This window comes from Phaeovulum molybdatiresistens (genome assembly GCF_023544865.1).
In the GTDB taxonomy this organism is placed as follows: domain Bacteria; phylum Pseudomonadota; class Alphaproteobacteria; order Rhodobacterales; family Rhodobacteraceae; genus Pontitalea.
In genome coordinates this window covers 104,676-118,165 of sequence record NZ_JAMJFX010000005.1, presented here as the reverse complement: position 1 = coordinate 118,165, position 13,490 = coordinate 104,676, and the positions used below count along the sequence as shown (strand labels likewise).

Sequence of the window (13,490 nt, the reverse complement as noted above, 5' to 3'; positions counted from 1 at the left end):
GCCGGACCTGCCATGCAGATCTATCTTCCCATCGCCGAGGTCGCCGTCAATGCCTTCACTGTGCTGGGGCTGGGCGGGCTTGTCGGGCTTTTGTCCGGCCTGTTCGGCGTCGGCGGCGGGTTCCTGATCACGCCCTTGCTGTTCTTCATCGGGATCCCGCCCATGGTGGCGGTGGCGACGGGGGCCAATCAGGTGGTGGCCTCATCCGTTTCGGGGGTGCTGGCGCAGTTCAAGCGCAAGGCTGTGGATGTGCCCATGGGCCTTGTGCTGCTGGTGGGGGGGCTTCTGGGATCGGCGCTGGGGGTCTGGGTGTTCAACATTCTGGCGCGGTTGGGCCAGATCGACCTGGCGGTGCAGCTGGCCTATGTGCTGCTGCTGGGGTCGATCGGGGTGCTGATGTTCCAGGAATCGCTGCGCGCGATGAACCGGGCGCGCAAGGCGACCAAGCCCGTGAAACGCCATCAGCACATCTGGGTGCACCGGCTTCCGTTCAAAATCAAATTTCGCGCCTCGGGGCTGTATATCTCGGTTATCCCGCCGATTCTGGTCGGGCTGGTGGTGGGGGTTCTGGCCGCGATCATGGGGGTGGGCGGCGGTTTTATCATGGTGCCGGCGATGATCTATCTGCTGGGGATGCCGACCAAGGTGGTGATCGGCACATCGCTGTTCCAGATCATCTTTACCGCGGCCTTCACCACGCTGTTGCATGCGATCACCAACCAGTCGGTCGATGTCATGCTGGCGCTGGTGCTGATCATCGGCGGGGTGGTGGGCGCGCAGATCGGGTCGCGCATGGGCGCGCGGCTGAAGGCGGAACAGCTGCGCATCCTGCTGGCGCTTCTGGTGCTGGCGGTGGCGGGCAAGATCGCGCTGGATCTGCTGCTGCGCCCGGCGGAACTGTATTCCCTGACGGCGGGGACCGGGGCATGATCCGCGCGCTGGCCCTGCTGCTGTGCCTGGCGCTTCCCGCCCGCGCCGAAGAGGTGGTGGCCGGGCTCAGCCGCGACAACATCGGTATCACGGCAAGCTTTGACGGGTCCGAAATCCTGATCTATGGCGCCGTCAAACGCTTTGAGGCGCTGCCCGAAGGCCCGCCCCTTGAGGTGATCGTGACGCTGGAAGGGCCCTCGGCCGGGGTCACCATCCGGCGCAAATCGCGCGAGGCGGGGATCTGGGTCAATACCGAATCCGTGGGCATCGCCGCTGCCCCCACCTTCTATGCGGTGGCGACCTCGGGCCCGATCGGCCAGATCCTGACCCCGGAAGAGGATGTGACCCAGCGCATTTCCGTGCCGCTGGCGGTGCGCGCCTTCGCCGGCCCGCTGGCGGTTGACGATACGCGCCCTTTCACCGAGGCGCTGGTCCGAATCCGTGAGGCCGAGGGGCTTTACAGCCTGGCCGAAGGCCATGTGACCCTGGTCGAGGATACGTTGTTCCGGGCCGATTTCCGCCTGCCCGCCAACCTGATCGAGGGTGATTACAAGACCCGCATCTTCTTGCTGCGCGGCGGCCGTGTCGTCGATCAGCACCGCGCCGCGATCTATGTGCGCAAGGTCGGGGTGGAACGCTGGCTTTATGTCACATCGCGCGAACAGCCCGCGCTGTACGGGCTGATCGCGCTGGTGCTGGCGGTGTTCGCCGGATGGGCGGCGGCGGCGGTGTTCCGGCTGATCCGGAACTAGCCGCGCCCGACATAGGGCATGTTGGTCGCCATCACCGTCATCTGCAACACATTCGCGCCGACCGGCAGGCTGGCCATGTGCAGCACCGATCGCGCGACATCGGCGGTTTCCATCATCGGCTCGGTGCGAATGGCGCCATCGGCCTGCAGGACGCCGGTTTCCATCCGCGCGGCCAGTTCGGTGCGCGCATTGCCCACGTCGATCTGGCCCGCGGCGATGTTGAAGGGCCGCCCGTCCAGCGCCAATGTTCGGGTCAGCCCGGTGATCGCATGTTTGGTTGTGCTGTAGCACACCGATCCGGGCCGCGGCGCGGTGGCCGCGATCGAGCCGTTGTTGATGATCCGCCCGCCCTGCGGCGCCTGTCGTCGCATCTGGGCAAAGGCCGCGCGGGCGCACAGGAACATGCCGGTCAGGTTGACCGCGACCGAATTGGTCCAGTCTTCCAGCGGGATTTCATCGATCAGCCCGCCCTTGGGGAAAACGCCTGCATTGTTGAACAGCACGTCGATCCGGCCAAAGCGCGCGACCGTGGCCGCAAAGGCCGCCTCGACGCTGGCCGGGTCGGTCACGTCGCAGCCATGCGCCAGCGCGTCCCGGCCTGCCGCGATTTCCTCCAGCAGGGATTGGCGCCGCGCCAGAAGCGCCACTTGCCACCCCGCAGCCAGCGCCGCCTCGGCCACCGCCCGCCCGATACCCGAGCTTGCGCCCGTGATCACCATCACCGCCATTGTGTCGCCCTTTCAGAATGCCTTGAAGGTCATCGTGGTCAGGGTTCGGTTGATCCCCGGAATGTCGAACAGCTTTTCGGTCAGGTAATGGCCGACGTCGGCCTCTTCGGGGATATAGACCTTGGCCAGCAGGTCATACTCCCCGCTGGTGGAATACAGTTCGCTGACCACTTCGCGGTCATAGATATCATTGGCGACCTGATAGGTCTTGCCGGGCTGGCAGCGGAACTGAACGAAAACGCAGCGCATCGGGGCCTCCATCGAATGTGGCGACAGACTAGGCCGGGGCGCGTGCGGGCGAAAGGGCCTTGTGCAGTGGCGCGCGGTGCCGGGCGATGATAAGGCTGGCCTATTGCAACAAACCGACCGTATCCATGCCGATCCCCGCGCCCATTCCGGCCCCGACTGTCCCGCGCCTTCTGGTCGTGGGGGGGACGGGGCGTCTGGGCAGGCTGTTGCGCCGGGCCTGGATGGCGCCCGGGGGGGCGGGGGCCTTGCGCGCGCTGCACCCCGTCTGGCAGGCCCGGGCCGAGGGGCAGGGCGGCGATATCCTGTTTGACCCGCTGACCGCGCCCGCGGCCTTTGCCCGTGCGGCGGCGGCGGCGGATGTCGTGCTCAACCTTGCCGGGGTGGTCAGCGGGACGGCCGATCAGCTTGCCGACAACCGTCGCCTTGCGCTGGCGGCGGCCGCGGCGGCGGCCGTGGCGGGCGTGCCCCTGCTGCAGGCGTCGTCGGCGGCGGTCTATGGCGCGCAGGCGGGCCGCTTGTCCGAGGATGGCCCCACCCAGCCCGCTGCCCCCTATGGCCAGGCCAAGCTTGCCGCCGAAGAGGCGCTTGAGGCGCTGGCGCCCGCGGATCGGGGCCCGGCCATCGTGCAGCTGCGCATCGGCAATGTCGCGGGCGCCGATGCCCTGCTGGGCAGGCCCGCGCCCGCCGAAGGACGCGTTCTGGACATCTTTCCCGATGGCCGCGCGCCCCGGCGCAGCTATATCGGCCCGCAGGCGCTGGCCGAGGCGTTGGCGCGGTTGGTGCGGCTGCTGGCGGGGGGGATCGCGGTGCCGGGGCGGATCAACCTGGCGCTGCCCGGCGCGGTCGGCATGGATGCGCTGCTGCGCGCGGCGGGTGCGACTTGGGCCCGGCGCCCCGCCCCCGCCGGGGCCATCCCCGAGGTGACGCTGGATGTGGCGCGCGCCCTGGCGCTTGACCTGATCCCCGAAACCCCGGCGCAAGCCGCCGCGATCGTGGCCGATCTTGCCACGCTGCCCCCGATGCAGGCCCCCCGATGACCCCCGCCAAACGCGCCTTTGATCTTGTGTTTGCCCTGCTGCTGCTGCCGGTTCTGGCGCCGGTTGTCGCGGCGGTGGGCCTGTGGATCCTGCTGGCCGATGGGCGCCCGGTCTTTTACCTGGCCGAACGCATGAAGGCGCCGGGGGAACCGTTCCTGTTGTGGAAGTTCCGCACGATGACCACGGTTGCCGCCGATGCGGGCGTGTCCGGCGGGGACAAATCGGCGCGGGTCACGCGGACGGGCCGGCTTCTGCGCCGCTATCGGCTGGATGAGCTGCCCCAGATCTGGAACATCCTGAAAGGGGACATGAGCTTTGTTGGCCCGCGCCCGCCCCTGCGCCAATATGTCGAGCGGTTTCCCGCGCTTTATGCCCAGGTGCTGCAAAGCCGTCCCGGCGTGACCGGGCTGGCCTCGCTGGTCTATCACCGGCATGAGGAACGCATCCTGGCGGCCTGCGCCACCGCGCAGGAAACCGATGCGGCCTATTGCCGGCGCTGCATTCCGGCGAAGGCACGGCTGGACCTGATCTACCAGAACCACCGATCGATCTGCTTCGACCTTGTGTTGATCGGCCGCACCGTGGCGCGTGTGCTGCGCTAAGTTTCGCTGCCCGGTTGAGAACATTCTTTTGTTCTCGCCACCTTTTATGTAAACCTTTTGCGAACAATGACGGACCATATTCCAGCCAGGTCACAGCGGTGCGCCGGACGGGCATGATAAAGACAGTGATATCCCTTAATCGCGTTCAGAAGAATGCGATCCTGTTGGTCCTTGACCTCAGCCTGGTGCCTGTGGCGCTGCTGCTGGCGCTTGCGCTGCAGTATTCGACGGTCTTTCCCGTGTCGCGGCTGATGGCCAACTGGCTGTTCATGCCGCTGCTGATGCTGGCGGCGCTGGCGCTGACGCAGGTGCTTGGCCTGCGAAAGGTGCGGCTGAAGGATTATCACATCGGAATGGTGCTGCGCTCGGGCTTGCTGGCGGCGGCCTTGGGGCTGTGTTCAGCGGCGCTTGGGGCGCTGGGGGGCAAGCCGTTTCCGATGGCGCTTCATGTCATCTTTGCGCTGGTTTATTTTGCCCTGTTCTCGGGCACGCGCCTGGCGCTTTTGCAGGTGCTGTTGTCGATCTATCGCCGGTCGCGCGCGGTGACACGGGTGGCGATTTATGGCGCCGGGCGCACCGGCATGGCGCTGGCATCGGCGCTGAAGTCCAAGCCCGACATCGTTGCCTATGCCTTCCTAGATGACAACGCGACCCTGCGCGGGTTGAACGTCTGTGGCCTGCCGGTTCACGCCGGGGTGCATGCCGAACGGGTGAAGGATCTGTACAAGCTGAACCGCGTGATCCTTGCGATGCCGTCGCTGTCGAAACACAAGCAGACCTATTTGTCGAAAAAGCTGGAAAGCCTGGGCCTTGAGGTGCAGACCCTGCCCGCCTTTGCCCAGCTGGTCGGCGGTGAGGCGCTGGTGGACAAGCTGTTGCCGGCGGGGCCGTCGGCGCTGCTGGCGCGCGATCCGCTGCATGATCTGATCGACATGGGCTGTGGCGAATACCGCGGTGCCTCGGTGCTGATTTCGGGGGCGGGGGGGTCGATCGGGCTGGAGCTGTGCCGCCAGATCATCCGCTGTCGCCCGGTGCGTCTGGTGCTGCTGGAACTGTCGGAACTGGCGCTTTACAATGCTGAGGCCGAGATGCGCGTTCTGGCCGAACAGGCCGGGGTCGAGATCGTGCCGGTGCTGGGTTCAATTGCCGATCCGCTGCTGGTGGACGGCGTTCTGCGCGCCCACAAGGTGCAGGTCGTGCTGCATGCCGCCGCCTACAAACATGTCCCCCTGGTCGAGGCGAACCCCAGGGCGGGGCTGGCCAACAACGTGCTTGGCACCGCGGTCCTGGCGCAGAAGGCGCGCGATGCCGGGGTGCGCCGGTTCGTTCTGGTGTCCTCCGACAAGGCGGTGCGACCGGGCAACGTGATGGGCGCGTCGAAACGGCTGGCTGAACTGATCGTGCAGGATCTGGCGCAGCGGTCGCGCGGCACGATCTTTTCCATCGTGCGGTTCGGCAATGTGCTGGGATCTTCGGGTTCGGTGATCCCGCTGTTTCAGGAACAGATCGCCCGCGGCGGCCCGGTCACCCTGACCGACGAAGGGGTGACGCGCTATTTCATGACCATCATGGAGGCTGCGCGCCTGGTGCTTCTGGCCGGTTCCTTCGCCGAAGGCGGCGAGGTCTTTGTGCTGGACATGGGCAAGCCGGTCTTCATCCGCGATCTGGCGCGCCAATTGATCGAGGCGGCAGGTTACAGTGTGCGCGATGCGGCCAATCCCGATGGTGATATCGAGATTGTGACCACCGGCCTGCGCCCGGGCGAAAAGCTGCATGAAGAGCTGATGGTGCGTAAAGGGGCCCAGACCACGGCGCACCCCAAGATCATCCGCGTGCGCGAAGATCACCTGTCGGAACTGGAAATGGCCGCGGCCTTGCGCGATCTGCGCGAGGCGATCGATACCGGCGACGAAGGCGCGGTTCTGGCCGCACTGGCCCGCGCCGTGCCCGATTACGTGCCCAGAGCCAGCCTGCCAGCGCCCCTCCGGAGCAGGTGGCCGACAGGTTGAAAGCCGCCGCCGCCCCGCCATCGCCTTAGTTCATCCTGAACAAAGGGCTCAGGCCGTTGTAACTGCCTGACACCGGACGTTTCGCATTTGTTGAGCAGCCCACAGGGCAGCAATCATCCTGGCAAGCCAAGCCCTGAGGTGTGCCAGGATCTTGCGGATGTTGTGGCCGCAGGCGTAGAGGACGGCAAAGAGCGCATCGCCGATCGTGCCTTTCAGCGGGCATCGTGACAGGCGGCCGTCGGTTTTCATGTGGCCGATTTCAGCCTCGATTGCGCTGCGGCGTCGGATGTCGGCAATCAGCTTGGGCGTCAAGCCGCGGCGGCTGCCGCTGATCGGGACGCGGGTCTTGTCTTCATCGTGCCCCCTGTAGCCACGATCTACGACAGCAAGATCGGGGCGCTGGTCGGTGAGGACCTCGACCTGACCCAGCGTTTCCTTGAGGGTGTGACCGTCGTATGGATTGCTCGGAAAGCTGCGCATGCCGACCACGAAGCCCTCGTCCAGGGTTGTCGCCACGCTGACCTTGCAGCCGAACTCATAGCGCACCCGGGCTTTGCCCTTGGAGATGCAGTCGACCTCGGGCTCATGCAGGGCGTAGATTTTGTCGCTGCCCTTGGGCTGCTGATGCAGGAGCTGCGAGACCAGAGCGAGTTTGGCGATGACCCGATCCCGCAGACCGCCTTCGGGGATGTCATCGAGGTGGCGGCGCAGATCGCGCATCACCCGGCCGGTATAGCCCTTGAGCTTTTTCAATGCCTTGCGCATGCGCTTGAATTGCTTGGCATGGGCGTAACGGCTCACCTGCAGCGTCAGTCGCGGGGCAAGGCGGGCATAGCTTTGCCGTAGATCCACCCCAGCCTCTTGCGCCAGCTCCACCAGCTGTTCCCGCGCCCGCTCGTAGAGGCGGGCGTCCGTTGGATGGGCGATGTTCTTTTCCATGACAGTCGTATCGACGGCGACACGCTTGGCGCTGCCCGCGCCGATCACACCGGACTTCTGACCGGCATGGATCGTTTGGGTCAGCATCCACTCCACGTCCTCTTCGCCGATGCGCTTGCGCCAACGGGTCAGAGACGAGGGATCGATCGGCAGCCGGTGCTGGAGTGAGGAGGATCAGAAAACAGTCCGGGGGACTGTTTTCCCGACGAACGTCTCCCCCGTGAAATGCTGGTAGTATGGGTTCTCGACCCAGCGGGCGACCACCGCTTCGTCGGACAGCCGGTAGGCGTGCTGGAGATAGAGCAGTCCCGCCACCAGCCGCGGTTCCGTCGCAGGCCGCCCCTTGTGGGACGGAAAGAACCCCGCCCACTCGCGCTCGAACACCTCCCAGTCGATTAGCGCCGCCAGCTTCACCAGTTCGTGCCGCGGGTCGATCATGTCGACCAATCGCGGCCGCAGCAGATCATCCTGTTCCGGGGGGCGCGGGCGATGCTTCATGCGCAGAACCGAAATTGCAGGGTTTCGCACCACATCATACAAAGCTCTGCAGGCCAAGGCCAGAAAAACTGCTAACTTCTTAAATGAAATCAGGGGCTTCAGGATTGTTCAGATCGAACGCCTTAGGCGCCGGGTGTGGCAAAGGGATCGTCCGGATAGCCCACACCGCACAGATAAAGCCCCTGCGGCGGGCAGACCGGCCCGCAGGCAGCCCGGTCGCGGGCGTTCAGCGCGGTTTTCACATCTTCGGGTGCCCAGGCCCCGGCGCCCACGCGTTCCAGCGTGCCCACGATCGAGCGCACCTGATTGTGCAGGAACGACCGCGCCCGCAGGTGAAAGCGGAACTCGCGTCCGTGGGGGATGTCCCGCTCCTCGATGCGGATTTCGTCCAGCGTCTTCAACGGCGAGGCTGCCTGACAGATCGACGACCGGAAGGTGGTGAAATCGTGGTGGCCCACCAGATGGGCGGCGCCTGCGCGCATCGCCTCGGCGGACAGCGGGTTCAGGACCTGCCAGACCAGCCCGCGGTCATGGGTGACGGGCGCGCGGCGTTGCACCAGCCGGAACAGATAGCGCCGTTCCGTCGCGGAAAACCGGGCGTGAAAGTCATCCTCGACCCGGGCGCAGGCCAGGATCGCCACGGGCGCGGGCTTAAGGTGATAATTCAGCGCCTCGGACAGGCGAAACGGATCCCAGTCCCGCGTCAGATCGGCATGGGCCACCTGCGCGGTGGCATGCACTCCCGCATCCGTGCGCCCGGCGGCGGCGATGGTATGGGGCCCGGGTTCCAGCCGGGCAAGCGCGGCCTCAACCGCGCCCTGAACCGAAGGCTGCACGGCTTGGCGCTGCCAGCCGGCAAAGGGGGCCCCGTCATATTCGATCTTGAATGCATATCTTGGCATGCCCCGCCCATAGCGCGGGCGCGTGCCCGGCTGCAATCCCCCGTGACGCGATGGCCGGGGCTTCGGGCGGGCCCACGGCCAAACGGGCCCTTTTCCCGGCGTCGCGGGCCGCTTATCTTGGGTCACGGGCAGCAAAGGCGGATACCTTGGGCATAGGCGATATTGCAGACGGGCTGGCGCGCGGGATCGAGGGGCTTGGCGCCACCGTGTCCGAGGCCCTGTTCGAGCCGGTCATCCGGCTGGGCGTCACCGGCCTGTCGCGGGCGGGCAAGACCGTCTTCATCACATCTTTGGTCGCCAATCTGTTGGACCGGGGGCGGATGCCGGCGCTGACGGCGGCGGCCAATGGGGCGATCCGGGCCGCCTATCTGCAGCCCCAGCCCGATGACACGGTGCCCCGGTTCGATTTTGAATCCCATCTTGCCGCGCTGACCGGCCCCGACCCGCACTGGCCCGAGGGCACCCGCGCGGTTTCCGAACTGCGCGTGTCGTTCCGGGTGCAGCCCTCGGGCATGATGGGCAATCTGCGCGGGGCACGGACGGTGCATCTGGATATCGTCGATTACCCCGGCGAATGGCTGTTGGATCTGTCGCTGATGGATCGGTCCTATGACGACTGGTCCGCCGATCTGCTGGCGCGCATGGCGGGGCGTCCGGGGGCCGAGGCGTTTCTGGCGCAGCTGGCCGGGGTTGATCGCGCCGCGGCGCATGATGAAACCGTCGCCCGTGCGCTGGCCGATGCCTTTGCCGCCCATCTTCAGGCGGCGCGCGCGGCGGGATATTCGGATTGCTCGCCCGGCCGCTTCTTGTTGCCCGGTGAACTGGCCGGATCGCCGGTTCTGACCTTTGCGCCCCTGCCGCCCGGCGAAAGCCCGCGCGGATCGCTGGGCCGCGAGATGGGCCGCAGGTTCGCAGCCTACAAGGCCCAGGTCGTGCGCCCCTTCTTTCGCGATCATTTCGCGCGGATCGACCGGCAGATCGTGCTGGTCGATGTGCTGGGGGCGATCCATGCCGGTCCCGCCGCGCTGGAGGATCTGCGTCGTTCCATGGCCGGGGTGCTGCGGGCCTTTCGCCCCGGAACTGCGGGCTGGCTGACAAGCCTTCTGGGCGGGCGCCGGGTGGAACGCATCCTGTTCGCGGCCACCAAGGCCGATCATCTGCATCATGCCCAGCATGCCCGGCTGACCGCGATCACCAGCGCGTTGTTGCGCGAGGCAAAGGATCGTGCCGATTTCGCCGGCGCGCGCACGATGGCGATGTCAATCGCGGCCCTGCGCGCCACGACCGAGGAAACCCTGCCCCATCAGGGCCGCAGCCTGGATGCGGTGCGCGGCACGCTGCTGGATGGGCGTCAGGCCGCCTTCTACCCCGGCGAACTGCCCGCCGATCCGGCGCAGCTTCTGGCGCCCGCGCGGGCGGGCGCAGACCGCTGGCTGGATGCGGATTACGCGATCATGTCTTTTGCCCCCGCGCGGCTGCAGCTGAAACCCGGCGAGGGGCCGCCGCATATCCGGCTGGACCGGGCCGCCGAATTCCTGATCGGGGACAGATTATGACCGACAAGACCGCCCCCGTCCTGATAGAGCTGGACACCCCCCCGCCCAGCCCCGCCGAAGCGCCCCCCCTGGATGAGCCGCCCTTGCACGACCCGCGCCCCGAAGGGCGGGCGATGCAGATCGCAGCGCGGCTGGCGGCGCGCCCGGCATCGCGTATCACGCGGTTTTTCTGGCGCGCGGCGGGGGCTTTGTTGGCCTTTGTCGCCTCGGTCGCGGCGTGGAATTTCGTGGTTGGTCTGTTTGTGGCGAACCCGGTGCTGGGCTGGGTCGGGACGGTTCTGATCGGGGCCTTCCTGCTGGCGGCGGTGCTGCTGGCGGGACGGGAATTGGCGGCCTTTGCCCGGCTTCGGCGGCTGGACCGGCTGCATCGCGCGGTTTCGGCGGCGACGGTGGCGGGCGATCTGGCGCAGGCGCGCCGTGTGGTGGCGGACCTGTCTGCGCTTTATGCCGCGCGCCCGGAACTGGATTGGTCGCGCGCGCGGTTGGCCGAGCGCGCCGCCGAGGCCGTCGATGCCGACACCCTTTTGCACAGCGCCGAGCGCGAACTGATGGGTCCGCTGGATGCCGCCGCCCGGCTGGAGGTTGAGGCCGCGGCGCGCACGGTGGCCACGGTCACCGCGTTGGTGCCGCTGGCGCTGGCCGATGTCTTTGCCGCGCTGGCGGCAAACCTGCGAATGATCCGGCGGATCGCAGAAATCTACGGCGGGCGGGCAGGCAGCTTTGGCAGCTGGCGGCTGGCGCGCACGGTGCTGACACATCTGGTGGCCACGGGCGCGGTCGCGGCGGGCGATGACCTTATCGAAACCTTGGCGGGCGGCGGCCTGTTGTCCAAGATTTCACGTCGCTTCGGCGAGGGCGTGGTGAATGGCGCGCTGACCGCCCGCGTCGGCATCGCCGCGCTTGAGGTGTGCCGCCCGATGCCCTTTGCCGCGCTGGAGAAACCGCGGGTGACGAACCTGATCAGCCGGGCGCTGACGGGGTTGTTCCCGAAGGCAAAGGCGGAATGACGGGCCTAACGCAGGACCGGGGCGGCACCGGGCGTGCGGCCCATATCCTCGACGCCCAGACGTAGGCCCTTGCCGATGCGATGGGCCAGCGCTGACCAGCTGGCGGCCGCCAGCGGGTCAAGTTCCCGCCGCAGCGTATCATCGAACAGGCCCAGCCAGACCGGGAAATGGCCCCCCTGCACATCGCCCGCGCGGCGGTGTGCCATCATCGGGCTGCCGTCATAGCCGGGCATGAACAGGATCGCGCCTTTCCAGAACCGGGCGATCCGGGCCTCATGCGCGGGCCAGTCGGTGACATGGGCGGCAAAGACCGGACCCAGCAGGTGATGGCTGCGCACACGGGCGTAAAAGGCGGTAACGACGGCCTCGATCTGGTCTTCGGTGATCTCGAAACGGGGCGGAGGGGCGGTCATGGCGGATCCTTTCACCCCCCAGATAGGCCCCGGCGCGCGCGGCGACAAGCGTCGCGCCGTCGCAGCCCGGCGCGCAGGTCTAGCTGCGCACCCCGGCGAAGCGCTGCTGCCATTCTTCCCGTTCTTCATCCGCGATCTTGCGGAACAGGACCTCGGGTGTTTCGAAGGTGTGGCCCGCAGGCAAGGCGGCCAGCGCCGCGGGCACGTCCACGGGCCAGCTGCGATCGTCGGTCTTCAGCGCGGCCAGCATCGTGGCGGCGGCATCGGGGATGAAGGGTTCGGACAGCACGGCATAGATGCGGATCAGGTTCAGCGCCAACCGCGTCTGCACCGCGGCCTGCGCCGGATCGGTCTTGAACACGGTCCAGGGTGCGGCCGATTGCAGGTATTCGTTGCCCGCCACCCAGATGGCGCGCAGCTCGGCCGCGGATTTGCGGACTTCCATCGCCTCCATATGCGCTTCATAGGCACGGATGCGCGTGGTCAATTCGGCGACCAGCGCCTGTTCCCGGTCGCCCATCACGCCGCCTTCGGGCAGCGCTTCGCCGTATTTTGAGCGGCAGAACTTGGTGATGCGGCTGACGAAGTTGCCCAGAACGTCGGCGAGGTCCTTGTTGACCGCCACCTGGAAGTTTTCCCAGGTGAATTCGCTGTCGCTGCTTTCCGGCGCGTGGGACAGAAGCCACCAGCGCCAGTAATCGGCGGGCAGGATCGACAGGGCCTGATCCATGAACACGCCGCGGCCCTGGCTGGTGGAAAACTGGCCGCCGTCATAGTTCAGGTAGTTGAAGGACTTGATGTAGTCGACCAGCTTCCACTGCGCCCCGTCGGCGCGGTTGGCGCCGATGATCGTGGCGGGGAAGGACAGGGTGTGGAAGGGCACGTTGTCCTTGCCCATGAACTCGGTATAGGTCACGTCGCCCGCGCCCGCATCGGTGCGCCACCAGCGCTGCCAGGCCTCGTCGCCCAGACCGTTCTTGTCTGCCCATTCGGCGGTGGCGGCCAGATATTCGATCGGCGCGTCGAACCAGACGTAGAAGACCTTGCCCTCCATCCCCGACCAGGGCGCGCCCGGAAACTGGGCGGGAACGCCCCATTCCAGATCGCGGGTGATGCCGCGGTCTTGCAGGCCGTCGCCATCGTTCAGCCATTTCTTCGCGATCGAGGTGGTCAGCACCGGCCAGTCGGTCTTGCTGTCGATCCAGGCCTCCAGATCGCCCTTCAGGCTGCGCTGTTTCAGGTAAAGGTGCTTGGTTTCGCGCACCTCAAGCCGGGTCGATCCGGAAATCGCCGAACGCGGATTGATCAGATCGGTCGGGTCCAGCTGCTTGGTGCAGTTTTCGCACTGATCCCCGCGGGCCTTTTCATAGCCGCAGTTGGGGCAGGTGCCCTCGATATAGCGGTCGGGCAGAAAGCGGTTGTCATCGACGGAAAACACTTGGGATTCGGTGACTTCCTCGATCAGGCCCTGTTCGCCCAGCGTCTTGGCGAAATATTGCGTCAGTTCGTGGTTGCGCGACGAAGACGACCGGCCGAAGTGATCGAAAGACAGCCGGAAGCCGCGCGCGATTTCGGCCTGCACATCGTGCATTTCGGCGCAGTATTCGGCCACGGGCTTGCCGGCCTTGGCGGCGGCCAGTTCGGCGGGCGTGCCATGTTCGTCGGTGGCGCAGATGAACATCACCTCATGCCCGCGCGCGCGCTGATAGCGGGCGAACAGATCGGCGGGCAGCTGCGACCCCACAAGGTTGCCCAGATGCTTGATGCCGTTGATGTAGGGAATCGCCGATGTGATGAGGTGCCGCGCCATGAGCCTACCTTTCGTCCCGTTTGGCGCGCGGTTTACAGGGGTTCCGGGGGCAAGGCCA

12 protein-coding genes and 1 pseudogene are annotated in these 13,490 nt (G+C 66.7%); 7 read left to right on the top strand and 6 right to left on the bottom strand.

The window, feature by feature from the left end; translation table 11 throughout:
- Window positions 1-12: 12 nt before the first annotated feature.
- Both MXB90_RS05730 and MXB90_RS05725 read left to right on the top strand, forming a co-directional pair.
- On the top strand, window positions 13-930 hold the full coding sequence (locus MXB90_RS05730; protein WP_250042239.1) for a sulfite exporter TauE/SafE family protein: 918 nt from the start codon (window positions 13-15) through the stop codon (window positions 928-930).
- Complete coding sequence (locus MXB90_RS05725; protein ID WP_250042237.1) at window positions 927-1,682, top strand: TIGR02186 family protein; 756 nt, start codon at window positions 927-929, stop codon at window positions 1,680-1,682. Before MXB90_RS05730 ends, MXB90_RS05725 begins: the two co-directional genes overlap by 4 nt.
- On the opposite strand, the gene MXB90_RS05720 is transcribed toward MXB90_RS05725, so the two are convergent.
- Together MXB90_RS05720 and MXB90_RS05715 are read right to left on the bottom strand one after the other, a co-directional pair.
- The gene (locus MXB90_RS05720; RefSeq protein ID WP_250042234.1) at window positions 1,679-2,410 is read right to left on the bottom strand and encodes an SDR family oxidoreductase; all 732 of its coding nucleotides are present in this window, start codon (window positions 2,408-2,410) and stop codon (window positions 1,679-1,681) included. The genes MXB90_RS05725 and MXB90_RS05720 overlap by 4 nt on opposite strands.
- Before the next feature lie 12 nt (window positions 2,411-2,422).
- Window positions 2,423-2,659, bottom strand: coding sequence for an Lrp/AsnC family transcriptional regulator (locus MXB90_RS05715; protein ID WP_250042231.1), 237 nt, complete (start codon window positions 2,657-2,659; stop codon window positions 2,423-2,425).
- A gap of 125 nt (window positions 2,660-2,784) precedes the next feature.
- Between MXB90_RS05715 and MXB90_RS05710 the strand changes: the two genes are divergently transcribed.
- The 3 genes from MXB90_RS05710 (at window position 2,785) to MXB90_RS05700 (ending at window position 6,307) form a co-directional block, all read left to right on the top strand.
- A complete protein-coding gene (locus MXB90_RS05710; RefSeq protein ID WP_250042228.1) occupies window positions 2,785-3,696 on the top strand; it encodes an NAD-dependent epimerase/dehydratase family protein in 912 nt (303 codons plus the stop codon).
- Complete coding sequence (locus MXB90_RS05705) at window positions 3,693-4,298, top strand: sugar transferase (protein WP_250042224.1); 606 nt, start codon at window positions 3,693-3,695, stop codon at window positions 4,296-4,298. Before MXB90_RS05710 ends, MXB90_RS05705 begins: the two co-directional genes overlap by 4 nt.
- Before the next feature lie 113 nt (window positions 4,299-4,411).
- Window positions 4,412-6,307, top strand: a complete 1,896-nt coding sequence (locus MXB90_RS05700; RefSeq protein ID WP_250042222.1) for a polysaccharide biosynthesis protein — start codon at window positions 4,412-4,414, stop codon at window positions 6,305-6,307.
- Window positions 6,308-6,355: 48 nt separating this feature from the next.
- Here MXB90_RS05700 and MXB90_RS05695 read toward each other — a convergent pair.
- Window positions 6,356-7,744 (bottom strand): annotated as a pseudogene (locus MXB90_RS05695) (IS5 family transposase).
- A 122-nt stretch (window positions 7,745-7,866) separates the two neighbouring features.
- Window positions 7,867-8,646: a tRNA pseudouridine(38-40) synthase TruA gene (gene truA, locus MXB90_RS05690; RefSeq protein ID WP_250042220.1), complete on the bottom strand. Its 780-nt coding sequence runs from the start codon at window positions 8,644-8,646 to the stop codon at window positions 7,867-7,869.
- A 146-nt stretch (window positions 8,647-8,792) separates the two neighbouring features.
- Here truA and MXB90_RS05685 point away from each other — a divergent pair, with 146 nt between their 5' ends.
- Both MXB90_RS05685 and MXB90_RS05680 read left to right on the top strand, forming a co-directional pair.
- The gene (locus MXB90_RS05685; protein WP_250042214.1) at window positions 8,793-10,202 is read left to right on the top strand and encodes a YcjX family GTP-binding protein; all 1,410 of its coding nucleotides are present in this window, start codon (window positions 8,793-8,795) and stop codon (window positions 10,200-10,202) included.
- Window positions 10,199-11,209, top strand: a complete 1,011-nt coding sequence (locus MXB90_RS05680; RefSeq protein ID WP_250042211.1) for a YcjF family protein — start codon at window positions 10,199-10,201, stop codon at window positions 11,207-11,209. The genes MXB90_RS05685 and MXB90_RS05680 overlap by 4 nt, the downstream gene beginning before the upstream one ends.
- A 5-nt stretch (window positions 11,210-11,214) precedes the next feature.
- Here the strand turns inward: MXB90_RS05680 and MXB90_RS05675 are convergent, their stop codons facing one another.
- Both MXB90_RS05675 and metG read right to left on the bottom strand, forming a co-directional pair.
- Window positions 11,215-11,622, bottom strand: a complete 408-nt coding sequence (locus tag MXB90_RS05675; protein WP_250042208.1) for a group III truncated hemoglobin — start codon at window positions 11,620-11,622, stop codon at window positions 11,215-11,217.
- 79 nt (window positions 11,623-11,701) lie between these two features.
- Window positions 11,702-13,432 (bottom strand): methionine--tRNA ligase, encoded by a 1,731-nt coding sequence (gene metG / locus MXB90_RS05670; protein ID WP_250042205.1) that lies wholly within the window; start codon window positions 13,430-13,432, stop codon window positions 11,702-11,704.
- Window positions 13,433-13,490: the final 58 nt, after the last annotated feature.

Bases quoted from the DNA above. Each gene is read 5' to 3' on its own strand.
- truA (WP_250042220.1), bottom strand. From the start codon at position 8,646: ATGCCAAGATATGCATTCAAGATCGAATATGACGGGGCCCCCTTTGCC.
- MXB90_RS05705 (WP_250042224.1), top strand. From the start codon at position 3,693: ATGACCCCCGCCAAACGCGCCTTTGATCTTGTGTTTGCCCTGCTGCTG.
- MXB90_RS05675 (WP_250042208.1), bottom strand. From the start codon at position 11,622: ATGACCGCCCCTCCGCCCCGTTTCGAGATCACCGAAGACCAGATCGAG.
- MXB90_RS05730 (WP_250042239.1), top strand. From the start codon at position 13: ATGCAGATCTATCTTCCCATCGCCGAGGTCGCCGTCAATGCCTTCACT.
- MXB90_RS05725 (WP_250042237.1), top strand. From the start codon at position 927: ATGATCCGCGCGCTGGCCCTGCTGCTGTGCCTGGCGCTTCCCGCCCGC.
- MXB90_RS05715 (WP_250042231.1), bottom strand. From the start codon at position 2,659: ATGCGCTGCGTTTTCGTTCAGTTCCGCTGCCAGCCCGGCAAGACCTAT.
- MXB90_RS05710 (WP_250042228.1), top strand. From the start codon at position 2,785: ATGCCGATCCCCGCGCCCATTCCGGCCCCGACTGTCCCGCGCCTTCTG.
- MXB90_RS05700 (WP_250042222.1), top strand. From the start codon at position 4,412: ATGATAAAGACAGTGATATCCCTTAATCGCGTTCAGAAGAATGCGATC.
- MXB90_RS05720 (WP_250042234.1), bottom strand. From the start codon at position 2,410: ATGGCGGTGATGGTGATCACGGGCGCAAGCTCGGGTATCGGGCGGGCG.
- metG (WP_250042205.1), bottom strand. From the start codon at position 13,432: ATGGCGCGGCACCTCATCACATCGGCGATTCCCTACATCAACGGCATC.
- MXB90_RS05680 (WP_250042211.1), top strand. From the start codon at position 10,199: ATGACCGACAAGACCGCCCCCGTCCTGATAGAGCTGGACACCCCCCCG.